This is a genomic window from Luteibacter sp. CQ10, assembly GCF_040900725.1.
Lineage (GTDB): Bacteria > Pseudomonadota > Gammaproteobacteria > Xanthomonadales > Rhodanobacteraceae > Luteibacter.
On record NZ_JAEUYM010000001.1, the window covers coordinates 1,895,056 to 1,910,586 of the forward strand.

Annotated in this window: 12 protein-coding genes; 9 read left to right on the forward strand and 3 right to left on the reverse strand. The window is 64.5% G+C overall.

Annotated features, from left to right (window positions below; translation table 11 throughout):
- The first annotated feature begins 13 nt into the window (after positions 1-13).
- Together JNG39_RS08420 and JNG39_RS08425 are read left to right on the forward strand one after the other, a co-directional pair.
- On the forward strand, positions 14-3,154 hold the full coding sequence (locus JNG39_RS08420) for an error-prone DNA polymerase (protein ID WP_368310694.1): 3,141 nt from the start codon (positions 14-16) through the stop codon (positions 3,152-3,154).
- A gap of 197 nt (positions 3,155-3,351) precedes the next feature.
- Positions 3,352-3,612 (forward strand): hypothetical protein, encoded by a 261-nt coding sequence (locus JNG39_RS08425; protein ID WP_368310695.1) that lies wholly within the window; start codon positions 3,352-3,354, stop codon positions 3,610-3,612.
- A 105-nt stretch (positions 3,613-3,717) separates the two neighbouring features.
- On the opposite strand, the gene JNG39_RS08430 is transcribed toward JNG39_RS08425, so the two are convergent.
- Both JNG39_RS08430 and JNG39_RS08435 read right to left on the reverse strand, forming a co-directional pair.
- Positions 3,718-4,695: an LD-carboxypeptidase gene (locus JNG39_RS08430; RefSeq protein WP_368310696.1), complete on the reverse strand. Its 978-nt coding sequence runs from the start codon at positions 4,693-4,695 to the stop codon at positions 3,718-3,720.
- A 141-nt stretch (positions 4,696-4,836) separates the two neighbouring features.
- Positions 4,837-5,817 (reverse strand): helix-turn-helix domain-containing protein, encoded by a 981-nt coding sequence (locus tag JNG39_RS08435; RefSeq protein ID WP_368310697.1) that lies wholly within the window; start codon positions 5,815-5,817, stop codon positions 4,837-4,839.
- A 547-nt stretch (positions 5,818-6,364) separates the two neighbouring features.
- On the opposite strand from JNG39_RS08435, the gene JNG39_RS08440 reads away from it, so the two are divergent.
- The gene (locus JNG39_RS08440; protein WP_368310698.1) at positions 6,365-8,110 is read left to right on the forward strand and encodes a M28 family metallopeptidase; all 1,746 of its coding nucleotides are present in this window, start codon (positions 6,365-6,367) and stop codon (positions 8,108-8,110) included.
- Positions 8,111-8,266: 156 nt separating this feature from the next.
- Here JNG39_RS08440 and JNG39_RS08445 read toward each other — a convergent pair whose 3' ends face one another.
- Positions 8,267-9,643, reverse strand: a complete 1,377-nt coding sequence (locus JNG39_RS08445) for a porin (RefSeq protein WP_368310699.1) — start codon at positions 9,641-9,643, stop codon at positions 8,267-8,269.
- 296 nt (positions 9,644-9,939) lie between these two features.
- Here JNG39_RS08445 and JNG39_RS08450 point away from each other — a divergent pair, with 296 nt between their 5' ends.
- The 6 genes from JNG39_RS08450 to JNG39_RS08475 all read left to right on the forward strand — a co-directional run bounded on the left by JNG39_RS08450 (position 9,940) and on the right by JNG39_RS08475 (position 15,511).
- Positions 9,940-12,213, forward strand: a complete 2,274-nt coding sequence (locus JNG39_RS08450; RefSeq protein WP_368310700.1) for a TonB-dependent receptor — start codon at positions 9,940-9,942, stop codon at positions 12,211-12,213.
- Positions 12,214-12,781: 568 nt separating this feature from the next.
- Positions 12,782-12,964: a hypothetical protein gene (locus JNG39_RS08455; protein WP_368310701.1), complete on the forward strand. Its 183-nt coding sequence runs from the start codon at positions 12,782-12,784 to the stop codon at positions 12,962-12,964.
- Positions 12,965-13,000: 36 nt separating this feature from the next.
- Entirely contained in the window at positions 13,001-13,336 is a 336-nt protein-coding gene (locus JNG39_RS08460; protein WP_368310702.1) for a hypothetical protein, read from the forward strand.
- A 5-nt stretch (positions 13,337-13,341) separates the two neighbouring features.
- Positions 13,342-13,716, forward strand: coding sequence for a GntR family transcriptional regulator (locus JNG39_RS08465; protein WP_144909127.1), 375 nt, complete (start codon positions 13,342-13,344; stop codon positions 13,714-13,716).
- A complete protein-coding gene (locus tag JNG39_RS08470) occupies positions 13,713-14,570 on the forward strand; it encodes an ABC transporter ATP-binding protein (RefSeq protein ID WP_247367128.1) in 858 nt (285 codons plus the stop codon). Before JNG39_RS08465 ends, JNG39_RS08470 begins: the two co-directional genes overlap by 4 nt.
- Positions 14,567-15,511: an ABC-2 transporter permease gene (locus tag JNG39_RS08475; protein ID WP_368310703.1), complete on the forward strand. Its 945-nt coding sequence runs from the start codon at positions 14,567-14,569 to the stop codon at positions 15,509-15,511. The genes JNG39_RS08470 and JNG39_RS08475 overlap by 4 nt, the downstream gene beginning before the upstream one ends.
- Positions 15,512-15,531 lie beyond the last annotated feature (20 nt).

Here is a 15,531-nt window from a genome sequence, read left to right on the forward strand (position 1 = left end):
CATGGCAAGCCCGATGAACATCACGCTCCCGCTCGATGCGGCCAATGACGCCGACGCCGCCCTCCCGGCCTACGCGGAACTGCACGTACTCAGCGACTTCAGCTTCCAGCGAGGGGCATCCAGCGCGCGCGAGCTTTTCACTCGCGCACAGGAACTCGGCTACACCGCCCTGGCCATCACCGACGAATGCTCCCTCTCCGGCATCGTGCGTGGCCTGGAAGCGTCCCGGGACACGGGTATTCCGTTGATCGTCGGTAGCGAATTCCGTCTCGACGACGGCACGGTGATCGTGCTGCTGGTGGAAAACCAGCAAGGCTATGCCGAACTCTGCCGGCTCATCACGCTGGGCCGCCGCCGCGCGCCGAAAGGCAGCTACACCCTTTGCCGCGACGATGTCGCTTCGCTGGCCGACGGCCTGTGCCTGCTTTGGGCTCCCGGGCCTTACATGGCCACCAAGGCCTCCGTGCACGAGGACCGGGCCGACTGGATCGCGACCCATTTCCCCGGGAGGTCGTGGCTGGCCGTCGAACTGCACCGGGGACAACATGACAAGGCCGAGCGCATCGCGTTGCGCGAGCTCGGCGAACGCCATGGATTACCGTGCGTCGCCGCCGGCGACGTGCACATGCATGCACGGTATCGCCGCTGCCTGCAGGACGTCATGACCGCCATCCGGCTCAATACCACGGTCGCCGACGCCGGCCATGCCCTGTTTCCCAATGGGGAAAGACACCTTCGCACGCGCAACGCGCTCGCCCACATCTACCCGCGCGACCTGCTCGAGGAAACGCTCGTCGTCGCCGACCGCTGCACCGGCTTCGACATCCGGAAGATCAACTACGTCTATCCTCGCGAACTCGTTCCAGCCGGATCGACCCAGGCCGAACACTTGCGGCGCCTTACCTACGAAGGCGCAGAACGACGCTGGCCGGATCCCGTCAAGCGGGCCGGCTACGTCGAGCGTATCGAGAAGGAACTGAGCCTCATCGCCCGAAAAGACTACGAAGCCTTCTTTCTCACCGTCGAAGACATCGTTCGCTTCGCCCGGCACAAGAACATCCTCTGCCAGGGCCGCGGCTCGGCGGCCAACTCCATCGTCTGCTTTTGCCTGGGTATCACCGAGGCGAACCCGGAACAGGTATCCACCCTGTTCGAGCGATTCATCTCCGCCCAGCGCGAAGAACCACCGGACATCGACGTCGACTTCGAGCACGAGCGGCGGGAAGAAGTCCTTCAATACGTATTCGAAAAATACGGGCGCGAGCGCGCGGCCCTGGCGGCGACCGTCATCAGCTATCGCCCGAAGAGCGCGGCGCGTGACGTGGGCCGCGCGCTGGGCCTGTCCGAGGACCAGCTCGACCAGCTCAGTCGTGCCTATTCGTACGCCCATGGCGACGTCTCGATCGACCAGCGGCTGGCCGAGCGCGGTTTCGATCCTTCGAATCCGACCATCCGCCTGCTCAAGTGGATGGTGTACGAGCTGCAAGGCATGCCACGCCACCTTTCCCAGCACGTGGGCGGCTTCGTCATTTCCGACACGCCCCTGCATCACCTCGTACCCGTGGAGAACGCCTCCATGGACGACCGCACGGTCATTCAATGGGACAAGGACGATCTCGAAACCATGAAGCTGCTCAAGGTCGACTGCCTCGCCTTGGGCATGCTCACGTGCATGCGCAAGGCTTTCGATCTGTTGCGAAAGCACGATGGAAAAGACTACCGCGGTATCGCCGATATCGAACACGACGACGGGGCAACCTACGCGATGATCCAGAAAGCCGACACCGTCGGCGTCTTCCAGATCGAATCGCGCGCCCAGATGTCGATGCTCCCCAGGCTAAAACCTGCGAGGTACTACGACCTCGTCGTGCAGGTCGCCATCGTTCGCCCGGGCCCCATCCAAGGCGGCATGGTGCATCCCTACCTGGAGCGCCGCCGCATGGACCCGAAGGATATCGTTTACGAGAGAGACGTGGAATCGGTCCTGGGACGCACGCTCGGCGTGCCGATTTTCCAGGAACAGGTCATGGCGCTACTGCAAAAAGTGGCTGATTTCACTGCGGACAAGGCAGACGAGCTCCGCCGCTCGATGGCCGCATGGAAACGTCGTGGAGGACTGGAAAAATTTGAACCGGATATCCGCGAGAAAATGACCGGCAACGGATATTCGCAGGAGTTCATCCAGCAGATCCTCGACCAGATCAAAGGCTTCGGCAGCTACGGCTTCCCCGAATCCCACGCCGCCGGCTTCGCACTCATCGCCTACGCTTCCGCCTGGCTCAAGCGCCATCATCCTGAAGTGTTCACCTGCGCCCTGCTCAACAGCCAACCGATGGGCTTCTACGCGCCCGCGCAACTGGTGGCCGACCTGCGCCAGCACGGCGGCGAGGTGCGGCCGCCCGACGTCCTGGCCAGCCATTGGAATTGCACGCTGGAACCGGCCGCGAACGGGCGCCACGCATTGCGCCTCGGCCTTCGTCTGGTGTCCGGACTGTCGGAAAAGCTGGCCTCGCGCATCGTCGCCGCGCGCGAGCGGGCGCCCTTGCACGACCTCGCGGACCTCGCCGCGCGGGCCGACATGAATCGCTTCGAGCGCGAGCGTCTCGCCGATGCCGGCGCCTTGCGCGCGCTCAGCGGCCACCGTCACCGCGCCCGATGGGAGAGCTCCGGCATCGAGCGCACCCTGCCCTTGTTCGGCACGGTGGATGAGCGGCGCCCCAGCCTGCGGCCGCCCCGTCTCGCCGACGACGTGATGGCCGACTACGCCACGCACGGCCTTTCCCTTACCGCGCATCCGCTCTCGCTCATTCGCAAGAACTTGCTATCGCGGCGCGTCAGGACCGCGACCCATCTCGGCGGCATGCGCGACGGAACCTGGGTGCGCCACGCCGGGCTGGTCACGGTACGCCAGCGACCGCAGACGGCCAGCGGCATCACCTTCGTCACGCTGGAGGACGAAACCGGCCACGTCAACGTGGTGGTGCGGCCGAAAGTGGCCGAAGCATGCCGCCACGCCTTGCTGGATGCGGTGCTGTTGGCCGTGGATGGCCGCTGGCAATCGGTCGACGGCGTGAACCACCTGGTCGCCGTTCGCCTGCTGGACTTCAGCGATCTGCTTCCGGCCCTGGCCTCGGTTTCTCGCGATTTTCATTAAAGGATCGTTGCGCGGCGCCACCCGGGCGAATTTCCCCTGAACGGACATGGCGAAATGCGTACCGCATGCGTATTCGGTTCATGCGAAAAGCGATAGCGTCAGCACCCGAACCCCTCCCGGATTTTCCGGTAACGCGATGCCAATGCGCCGAGCATCGCCACGTACCCCAGGCGCTTCGCTCCAAGGAGATCTTCGCCATGCGTAACACGAAACTGATTCTCGCGATGCTGGCCGGTTGCACCGTCCTCAGCGGCGCCGCGTTCGCGCAGGACGCCTCGCAGAACGCCACCCCGACCCCCGCCTCCACCGCCGGCTCGCAGACCCACACCAGCGACTCGAAGATGGGCAACGAAAACGGTTCGATGACGTCCACGCACAAGAAGGCCCATCACAAGGCCAAGAAGACCTCGTCGGGCAGCAGCAGCGAGCCGGCGAAGTCGTCCACGTCGGGCATGTAATCATCCCGCCATGACGAAAAAACCCGGCGCCTCACGGCGCCGGGTTTTCTTTTGGGCCGGCGTCGAGACGTTCGCCTGCCAAGCGACCAGCGACGTCGACAACGCTTAGAAAGCGGTGCCCTGCTGCGAGCCCTCGTTTGCCGTCACGGTCCGGTGAGCGAAGGCCGACAGCGTGGCTTCGGGTCTTTCTTTCCCGGTGTTCCTCACCTGGAGCAACCCACGTGCGCCGAACGGCAAGGTCCACTTATCGGGCCCATGGCCGAACAAAGCGCCGCGCAACATCGGTACGTCGCACACGCGGCGAAAGCGATCGAGAGCGCTTTCGATGTCGTAATCGTTGTCGTACTCGCTGACCCGTTGCCCGCCCAGGCCTCCCAGCAATATCGCGCGCTGGCCTTCGAGCGCGCCGCCGAGCTTCAATTCGTAGAGCATGCGCTCGATCTTGTAGGCCTGCTCGCCGGTCTCCTCGATGTAGAGGATGCCGCCGTCGATGCGAGGCAGGTAAGGCGTACCGAGCAGGCTGCACAAGGCGGAGAGGTTACCGCCCCATAGGGTGCCTTCCACCCGGAGGTCTTGCTGCGGCTCAAGGCACGCCCAGCCCATCTCGATGCGCGGCGCCTGCAGCGTTTGCCAGAAGTGCCGCCAGGTACTTTCCCGCAGGAAGTTGCTGCCGAAGTCCTGTACCAGCATCGGGCCATGCAACGAACCGATACCGGCCCGGGCGTAAAGCGCGCACTGAATCACCGTGAAATCACCGTGCCCCACGAACTCGCACGACGCCCCCGAGAAGCGCGCCGCCAATCCGGCGTAATCCAGCCGATCGAGCAGCGGAATGGCACCGTATCCTCCGCAGATGGCCATCACCACGTCCGGCAGCGGCTGGGACGGATCGGCGAGGGCGTTGATATCCGAAGCCCGTTCCTCATCCCGACCGGCAAAACGCAAATGGACGCGATCGATCACGTCGACACCGGAAATCGTATGGCCCGCCGCCTGCAGGCGCTCGATGCCGCGCTGGCAGGCAGAGCGATCTTCTGCGTATCCGGAGGGAGCGACGAGCCGTATATCGAGACGCTTTGGCATGAGGGGGCTGGAATCGGACCGGCCTTACCAATACCGCCATGCCCGCATAAAGGCAACCCGAAGTTGACCCTGCCCGCCGCGGCAATGACCACGGCGGACCACGGCGGAGCTTCGAACGGCACGCTACGCGTGCTGCCCCCGTTACCAGCCGTCGTATTCGCCGGCGGTCGTGAGGTCTTCCGCCGCCACGCTACGCGTCAGCGTCTCGCGTGGTTGCTCGCCGAAAACGCTCCGATATTTCTCAGCGAAACGGGAGAGATCCCACATGCCGCAACTCAGCGCCACCGACTTGACCGAGCGGCGACCGGCTTCCGCGGTAATCAGGCTGCGATGCGCCGTGCACAGGCGCAACATGGCGAGGTAGCGGTTGGGTGGAATGCCCAGCAAGTCGTCGAATGCGTAACGCAGCCCACGCTCGCTCGCCCCCGCCGCCTGGCAGAGTTCCAGCGAGTAGATGTCGCGGCGCAGGTTGGCGCGCATGAAGCGCTCGGCACGGCGCATCACCTGGTAATGCGCACGACGACCCCGCGACGCCACCGGCCGCTCTTCGGACGACGAAGCCAACGCGACGCGAATGTGCTCGTCGAGCAGGTCTTCGACCGGGCCGAACACCACCTCGTCGGGTTCCTTCACGCGATCGCGGATCTGCCGGTAGGCGCGCTTGAGGTGTTCCGAATGGACCGAGAACAGGCGAAGGCGCTGCGCCGCCATGTCCACGTCGGCGTGATCGGACGCCATGAAGCGTGCGCGGAACCTCGCATAAGGCGCGATCACCAGGGTGAAGCGCGTGCCCCGTTCGAACATGAAATCCGTCGGCGTGCCCCTGAGCAGGGTGACCGCCATGTCCGATTCCACGCTCACGCCCTGGCACCAGCTGCGCTCACCCGCTTCATGCAGATAGACCAGCATGCAGGCGTCGTCCGGAACGGTAAGCGACCCACGCACGTCGAAGTCGATATGCGCGCTGAGGTAAGTGACGCCATCGTGCGTCTTGGTGGAAATCGCGGCTCGCGGGCGCGCCGGACTCAAGGTCAGAAGATCGACTTCACAGACGCCCAGAGCAGCGCCGAGGGTGACCAGATCGTAGTCTTCCAGACCGGGCACGTCGAATGGACGGCTCATGCGCGAACCTCCGAATGGATGGATTCGAATACCTGCCTGTCTTGCGCGATGTAATGAGCCTCACGGCCATCAACCGCGGCAACGCCCCTAACGCTGCCAATCCAGAACCGAACGCCCCAACTTCCCATATAACCCCCATCCCCAGCAGGCCTGCCTGCACGCAATCCGAATACTCCAAACCCGGATGATATCCATTTTGGCCGATACCGTCCGATGCGTATAACTAACGGTGTATGCGAGGAAATGCCAGCACTTTGTGAATATGCCGAATTCGCGCAGTGAGTGCGAATGACGGGCCCCTCGTTTGTGAATTGCCGCCTGGGTCACGGTATCGGATATTTCCTTTCGAAAAGAGCCCTAAGTGGCCAGACCGTCATTTCGATTATTGGATCGAGAAAATTCGCAATTTGCAGAAAAAAGCGTGCCCTGCGGCCAGGCCGTTTCGGCATGACGCCGCAGGCACCTTTGGATCGATATGCCATGGCCCCGGCCGCCCGCGGCTGCGGCTACACTCGAAGACCGATCCTACGAAGGGAATGTCCCGCCGATGCGACGCCTCGCCCTCGCCTGCCTCGCCGCCCTTGCCCTGGCGGCCTGCCAATCCCACGACGAAGACAAGAACGCCCAGGCCCCTGCCGCTGCCCCGGCCAGGCCCTCCACCGCCCCGCCGCCGCCCCTGCCGGCCGTGGCGAACGAGCAGCACACCTTCACGCCCGACATCACGGCCGCCGATTTCGCGGCACACCTGCGGGTGATCTCGTCCGACGAATACGAGGGCCGCAAACCGGGCACCCTGGGCGAGCGCCTCACTACGAACTATCTCATCGAGCAGTTCAAGCGAATGGGTCTTGAGCCGGGTAACAAAGGCGAGTGGGTGCAGACGGTACCCGCGGTATCCACCGAATTGACCGGCCAGGACACCCTCAAGCTGGATGTCGCCGAAGGCGGCGGCACCGAGTCCTTCGCCTTCGGCAAGGACATGGTCGTAGGCACCCTCCAGGCGAAGGCCGTCGTGGAGCTCAAGGATTCCGACATCGTCTTCGCGGGCTACGGCGTCGATGCGCCCGAAGCCCAGTGGAACGACTTCGACGGCATCGACGTGAAAGGCAAGACGCTGATCGTGCTGGTGAACGACCCAGGCTGGAACGGCAACGATCCGTCGCTGTTCAAGGGTCGAGAGATGACCTACTACGGCCGCTGGACCTACAAGTACGAAGAGGCCGCGCGCCAGGGGGCTGCCGCCGTGTTCATCGTGCACCAGACCGAACCGGCCGCCTACGGCTGGAACGTGGTGCAGAGTGGCTGGGCCACGCCCCGACTCGACCTCCCGGCCAGCGAAGATCCCTCACCCCGCGTGCCGGTGGCCGGGTGGCTCACCCACGAGGCGGCCCAACGCCTGTTCGCCAAGGCCGGCAAGAATTTCGACGACCTGGAAAAACAGGCCGGCGTGCGCGGGTTCAAGGCCGTGCCGCTGGATGCCAAGGCCAACATCGTCCTGCACAGCAACATCAGCCATTCGCTGAGCAACAACGTCATCGGCATGGTCAAGGGCAGCGAAAAGCCCGACGAAGCCGTGATCTACACCGCCCACTGGGATCACCTCGGCCGCGACCCATCGCTGAAGGGCCACCAGATCTACAACGGCGCGGTCGACAACGGCACCGGCATCGCCGCCATGCTGGAGATCGCCGGCAAGTTCGCCCAGGACAAGCCGAAGCGCTCGGTGGTGTTCGCCGCCGTGACGATGGAGGAATCCGGCCTGCTCGGCTCGCAGTATTACGTGGCGCACCCACCCTTCCCGCTGGCGAAGACGGTCGCCGACATCAACATGGACGCCCTGCCCATCACCAAGCCCACGAAGGATATGGAAGTCACCGGCATGGGCCAGAACGACCTGGAAGACAGGCTGGCCGACGTCCTCAAGGAGGACGGGCGCACGATCAGCGGGGATACCACGCCCGAGAAAGGCCACTACTTCCGCTCCGATCACTTCAACTTCGCCAAGGCCGGCGTGCCGGCGCTCGCGGCGGGCGGCGGCGTGGACATGGTCGACGGCGGCAAGGCTGCCGGCGAGGCGGCGGCCGCCGACTACGTGAAGAACCGCTACCACCAGGTCACCGACGTCTTCGACCTGCGCTGGGATTTCACCGGTGTGATGCAGAACGTCACGGCGTACTACAAGCTGGGCGAGAAGCTGGCGGACGGCGATGACTGGCCGGTCTGGAAGGACGGGAGCGAGTTCAAGGCGGTGCGGGAGAAGTCGTTGGCCGGTGGGAAGAAAAAACCGAAGTGACGTCTCGCGACAACCGTACGCAAGGCGCCGGGTTCCTGCGTGCGCAGGAACGACGCAAGGTTTTCTCGTGCGCAACGACAGACCTTGCGACTCGTCGTTCCTGCATACGCAGGAACCCAGCGCCTTGAGTCGGAGCGAGAAGGACTCCGTTCGAATCTAGTAATTGACCTGCAACTGCACCCGCAACAGCTTGCCGTCGATACGACGATAAGGCGCCGCACTCACGTCGGTACGCCGCATGTTGGCGAACGCCACCGCCAGTTCGACGGCGTTCGACGGCTGCCACTCCACACCCGCTTCCAGCTCATCCACCGACATCTTCGGCGCGTTCGTATCGAACTTGGCCGCGCCACGATACGTCTGCCACTTCGCGTACGGAATGAAGACACCATTCACGCCTTCGAATCTGTACATCAACTGCGCATAACCGCCGCGCAGCGAACGGGTACGGATCGTGCGACGCGCCACGTCCAGCTGCGGCCCCTCGCCCACCGTCCATTCCGCCTGGAAACCGAACGGTTGCGGGTAATACACCACGTGCGCGGCGATGCGCCGATCCGTCGACCCGGCGTCGGACGCGTTCACCGTCGGCGTAAACGTGCGCCCGTCGATGGTGGCCGACGCCGTGGATACCTTGTAACGCCCGGCGTACGCATCGGCACCCACTTCGAGGTACTGCCCGTTCGCGAACTTGAACGGATAAGAGAAGTGCACCACCGTATGCAGCCGGTCGTTGCGATCCGGGCGGTTCGCCCCCTGCCCGTTGTATACGCCGACGCCGAACATGCCGTAATCGCCCGAACCCTTCAGCCCCGATTTCTGCAGATAAGCGAAGCGTTCCTTCGCTTCCTTCGGCGACCAGTAGAGGAATACGCCGAGGTCGCGTTCGTCGCGCACGGCGGAATTCAGCGCATCTGCGCGGTCGAGCGCCAGGCGATTCTGGCTCGATTGCAGGTCTTCCCACCCGAAGGGGATCTTCGACTGGCCCGCGCGGATGCGCCAGGTCTTCTCGGGGTCGAGCCACAGATCGGCGTAGGCGTCGCGCAACTGGGCGAAGTTGCCGGTGCTCGAGCCCGACGGCGTGCTGGCCAGATCGGGCTGGATGTAGATGGACATGCGATCGGTCACGTCGCCGCTGATGACCACGCGGGCACGACGGATACCGAAACCCTGCTCGCGGCCGATGTAGCGATCGCCCGGTGATTTGAGTTCTTTTGCCTCACCGCCGATCTCCTGGTTGTAACGCATCTGCACGTAACCACGGATGCCGATGCGGTCGTACCAGTGCTTCGACGACGATGCCGGTGCCGCAGCGGCCACCGCCCGCTCCGCCGGCACTGGCGCCGCGGCCGGGGCGGGCGCATCGACGGCCTGCACGAATCGTCCAAGGCGCTGCCGGCCTGGACCCGGCTCGGCGTAGATCTGGCGGGTGGCGCTATCCACGTACAACTCGATGGCCGCTTGCGGCGACCCCTCCGCGGCGGCGGTCCCGCACATCGTCCAGAAGGCGGCGGTGAGGGGGAATCTCTTCATGCGAAACCTGCTCCGGGGGCGCGGGGAACGGTGGTTGAGAAAATACTCAAACGTCGGCGATCAGGAAGGCTACGTGTGTTAAACAGCGCAAATCCTTGCGACGGAGCCGCACGTTATCGGGGCCTCATTGCAGTTCCGTGACAGCTCTCGTGACAGGAGCGGGTCGACCGGGGCGAACATGCAGCCCTTTCGTCATCACCGTGTCACAGGGATAATGCGCGCCAGACGCGCCCTCGCCAGGGGCCAGCTCCGACGCATGGCGAGGCACCTCTCCCACCCCAGGCGGAACCCAAAACATGTCCTTCGCAAGTTCGCGCGGCACGCCGCGACGTCTCGTCATTGCCCTGTCCATCGCCACGGCTCTCGCCGGTGGCACGGCCATCGCCCAGGACGCCTCGTCCAGCGCGCAGCCGTCGAACGCGCCCACCAAGACCGCCACGCTGCAGACGGTGACCGTCACCGCCGAAAAGCGCACCGAAGACCTGCAGAAAGTGCCCATCTCGATGACGGTGGTCACCAGCGAAAAACTCGAAGCCTTCGGCCAGGCCGGCGACGGCGTGCTGCAGCTCGCCTCGCGCGCACCGAGCGTCTACGCCGAAACGTCCTACGGTCGTGAGTTTCCGCGCTTTTACATCCGCGGCCTCGGCAACAGCGACTTCGACCTCAACGCCTCGCAGCCCGTGTCGATGGTCTACGACGACATCGTGCAGGAAAACCCCATCCTCAAGGGCTTCCCGCTCTTCGACCTGGAGCAGGTCGAGGTGCTTCGCGGCCCGCAGGGCACGCTGTTCGGCCGCAACTCCCCCGCTGGCGTGATCAAGTTCGAATCGCGCAAGCCCACGCAGGAAACCGAGGGCTACGCCCGCGTGTCGTACGGCTCGTACGGCACCGCCAACGCCGAGGCGGCGCTCGGCGGCAAGCTCGGCGGCAACTGGGCCGGCCGCGTGTCCACCATCGCGCAGCATCGCGACGGCTGGATCGACAACGAATACACCGGCAAGAAGGATGACCTCGGCGGCTACAACGATCGCGCCGTGCGCCTGCAGGCCCTCTACAAGGCCTCGGACGATTTCGACGCACTGATCAACGTGCACGCGCGCTGGCTCGACGGCAGCGCGATGGTCAACCGCGCCAATGCCATCACCCCGGGCAGCGACCAGTTCGTGGCCGACTTCCAGCGCGACAAGGTCGCCCAGGACGGCCGCAACCACCAGCACCTGTTCACCTGGGGCAGCAACCTGCACCTGAACTGGCACTTCGGCGACCTCAACTTCGCCTCGATCACGGGCCTGGAGCGCGCCACCACGTACAGCCTCGGCGACGTCGACGGCGGCTACGACGCCTCCGGTACCCCGGCCACGCCCGGCCTGGGCAACCGCTTCGTCACCCCGTTCTATTCCGAGACGGCCGACGCGCTACCGAAGGATCGCCAGATCACCCAGGAATTCCGCCTGTCCAACGACAGCTCGGAGCGCCTGAAGTGGCAGGTGGGCACGTACTACTTCGACGAGGACATCGCCATCGCGAATTTCTCGTACGACACGCTCAACAACCACGCGCTCAACGGCTGGGTGGACCAGAGCCAGCGCACCAAGGCCTGGGCGGTGTTCGGTTCGGCCGACTACAACTTCACCGACACCTTCGACGTGCGCGCCGGCGCGCGCTGGTCGCACGACAAGCGCGACTTCAAGGCAGAGCGATTCCTTGGCTTCACCGGCCCCGTGGGCCCGCTCACGTCCGATCCCACCGACTCGCGCTGGAGCGGCGACCTGACCGCCACCTGGCAGCTGTCCGATCGTGCCAACGTCTACGCCCGCGTGGCCAACGGCTTCCGCGCCCCCAGCGTGCAGGGCCGCATCAACTTCGCCAACTCGATCTCCACGGCCAAGCCGGAGACGATCACCTCGTACGAAGTGGGCTTCAAGTCGACGTCCGACGACAACAAGATCCGTTTCAACGCCGACGTCTACAAGTACAACATGCACAACCAGCAGCTGACGGCGGTGGGCGGCGCCACCAACGTCACGCAGCTGATCAACGCGAAGAAGACCGAGGGCTACGGCGCCGAGTTCGACCTCGAGGCCTACCTGACCCCGCAGTTCTACATGACCGCCGGCGGCAGCTACAACCACACCGAGCTGAAGGATCCCAACCTCGCCGTGGCTCCCTGCGGCGGCGGCTGCACGGTGCTCGACCCGCTCAACGCCACCGGCAACGCCCTCATCGACGGCAACGCGCTGCCCAACGCGCCGAAGTGGATCGGCACCTGGACCGCGCGCTACGGCATCCCGTACGGCGAAAGCGGCGAGTTCTTCGTCTACACCGACTGGAACTACCGCAGCGAGGTGAACTTCTTCCTGTACGACTCGGCGGAGTTCCGCAGCAAGCCGTTCCTCGAAGGCGGCATCCGCGTCGGTTACAACTGGGACTTCGGCAAGCGCGAGATCGCGCTGTACGGCCGCAACATCACCAATAAGCAGGTGATCACCGGCGGCATCGACTTCAACAACCGTACGGCGTTCGTCAACGATCCGCGGATCATCGGCGTGGAGTTCCGGGCGGAGTTGTAAGTTTCGATCGATGCGGATCCAAAAAAAAACCGACCCCCGGGTCGGTTTTTTTTTGCCGATGAAACGCCATCGCCCGCCGGGAAACGAGGCGCTGGATTCCTGCGTGCGCAGGAATGACGGCGCATGACCCCAGGTCCGCCGCTCGTATCACACGCAGAAACGACAGCAGCAAGACCCAGGCCCGTCTGAAGCGCCATCGCCCGCCGGGAAAAGAGGCGCTGGATTCCTGCGTGCGTAGGAAAGCCGGCGCAGGACCCCAGGTCCGCCGCTCTTACTCGCACGCAGAAACGACAGCGGCAACACCCAGTCCCGTCGCTCCTGCGCACGCAGGAGCCTAGCGCGGAACATCCGGTTTTCGCCAAACGTCGCTACGGCTTCTAAACCTTCCGTGAAACCCGCGCATCCCATGACTGCCCGGCCCGCTACCCCACCAGCACACCCCGGCAGCCCGCCCTGGCATAGGCCATAAGTCATATGGAATTTCACGAAATTCCGGTTGACGACTAAAAATCTGGTGTTATAGTTCACTACAACACCACTCACCCAGAGCACTAGAGGAGAGAGCACCATGAAAAACGTCAACTACATCGCCGTCGCCGCCTCGTTCGCCATCGCCATCGCCACCTTGGGCGTCTTCAGCAGCACCTCCACCAAGGCCCCGCCGCTGACCGTCATCAACGGCACGCACGTCACCGACCTCGCCCCGATCGTCGTCTACGCCGACGCCACGGACACCGTCGCTTCCCTGTAACCCGCTGCCCCAGCACGTCATCGGAGTCGAAACCCCATGAAAGCGCCGAACCTCATCGCCCTGACCGCATCCTTCCTGATCGCCGGCACCAGCGTGTTCGCCCTGCGCTCCTTCGATGACCGTGCCGCCGCACTCTCGGCCGCGCCGCACTACATCAACGGCACGCGTGTCGTCGACCTCCCCGCCGTCGTGGTGAAGCCGACCGACGCCGAGGTGCGGCAGGCCATGCCGACCGGCCAACAGGTACTCGATTCGGCCGCGGACGCCCTCCGGCGCAGCGCCGAAGACCGTGCCGCCGCACTTATCGGCGCACAGCTGAGCATGCCCTACTATTCGTTTGGCTCCGCATTGCGCCAATCGGCGAAGGATTGAACTACATGTCCATCACCTGGAACGACAGCGTCCCGATCTATCGCCAGCTACGCGAACGCGTCGTGGCCATGATCCTGGACGGCGCCTTGAACGAAGGCGACCCGCTGCCGTCGGTGCGCCAGGTAGCGGGTGATTTTCAGATCAACCCGCTCACCGTCTCCAAGGCGTACCAGGAGCTGGTCGACGAACAACTGGTTGAGAAACGGAGGGGTCTTGGCATGTTCGTGATCGATGGAGCGCGCGAAGCGCTGCTCAAGAGTGAAAGGGAGCGCTTCCTGCGCGAAGAATGGCCGGCACTGTACGCCCGCCTCCAGCGCATGGGCCTCGATCTGAAAACCCTGTTACGTGAGGCCGATGGCCCCACAGAGGATCCGTCATGACCGCGGTCGTCACCGCCAATGGCCTCACCAAGCGCTACAAGTCGCAAGCCGCGCTCGATGGTGCCACCTTCCAGATCGGCTCGGGCCGCATCGTGGGCCTGATCGGCCCCAATGGTGCCGGCAAGACCACCGCGCTGAAGGCCATCCTCGGCCTCACCACCTTCGACGGGCAGCTCGAGGTGCTCGGCCTGGATCCGCGCAAGGATCGCGACAAGCTGATGGAACAGGTGTGCTTCATCGCCGACGTGGCCGTGCTGCCCCGCTGGATGAAGGTGGGCGACGCCGTCGACTTCGTGGCGCACACCCACCCGCGTTTCGACCGCGCCAAGTGCGAGGCCTTCCTGGCCCGCACCAAGCTGCAGCCGAAGCAGAAGGTGCGCCAGCTCTCCAAGGGCATGATCGTGCAGCTGCACCTCGCGCTGGTGATGTCCATCGACGCGAAACTGCTCGTGCTGGACGAACCGACCCTGGGCCTGGACATCCTCTATCGCAAGCAGTTCTACCAGAGCCTGCTGGAGGACTACTTCGACGAGGAGAAGACCATCCTGGTCACCACCCACCAGGTGGAGGAAATCGAACACATCCTCACCGACCTCATGTTCATCCGCGACGGAAAGATCGTGCTCGACGCCGACATGGACACCGTGGGCGAGCGCTTCAGCGAAGTGCTGGTCAGCGCCGAATTCGCCGCGGCCGCCCGGCAGCTCAAACCGCTGGACGAGCGCCAGGTGTTCGGCAAGAGCATCTTCCTCTTCGACAACGTCAGCCGGCCCGAGCTGGAACGCCTGGGCGAGGTCCGACGCCCATCGATCGGCGACCTCTTCGTCGCCACCATGAAGGGCACCTACGCATGAAAACCTTCTACTGGCTGGTCAAGCGCGAGTTCTGGGAGCACAAGGGCGGCTTCATCACCGCGCCCATCGTGGCCGGCATCATCTGCTTCCTGCTTAACGCCATGCTCATCGCCTTCGGCGAGGGCCATTACGGCGGCGGGGACTTCCACACCAATTTCTCGATGGCCTACAACAGCGAGAACCTGGCCCAGGCCGGCGCCGTCATCGACGGGCTGCTCTACGGCGTGACGATGATGGTGATGATCGTCACCGCCATCGTGGTGTTCTTCTACAGCCTGGGCTCGCTGTACGACGACCGGCGCGATCGCAGCATCCTGTTCTGGAAGTCGCTGCCGCTGTCGGATACCTCCACCGTGCTGTCGAAGCTCGCCAGCGCCGTGATCGTCGCCCCGGCCGTGGCCGTGGTGGTGGGCGTGGTGGCGGGCCTGGCCCTGACGATCATGTTCGCCGGCGTCGCCACCTTCCACGGTTTCTCGCTGTGGCCGCTGCTGATGCAGGCGCATCCGATCAAGGTCATGATCAACCTGGTGCTGCTCATCCCGCTCTATGCGCTCTGGGCACTGCCCACCGTCGGCTGGCTGATGCTCTGCTCCGCCTGGGCCCGCAGCAAGCCGTTCCTCTGGGCCATCGCCCTTCCCGTCGGCAGCGGCGTGCTCGTGGGATGGTGGGGCCTGATGATGGGCAACGGCGGGTTCACCAGCCTGTACTGGCGCCACGTGGTGGGACGCCTGCTCGGCGGGCTGACCCCGGGAGGCTGGATGACCGAAACCTCCAAGCTCGTCCACTTCGACGGCGACAATCCCGCCTCGGCGCTGGAGAAGTTCGATCTGACCTACCACTACAGCGCGCTCGCCAGCCCCGCGCTCTACCTGGGTGTCCTGGCCGGTGTGGCGATGATCGCCGCGGCGATATGGTTCAGAAGGTGGCGTGACGACAGTTGATCACCTCGCGGCTCCCACGA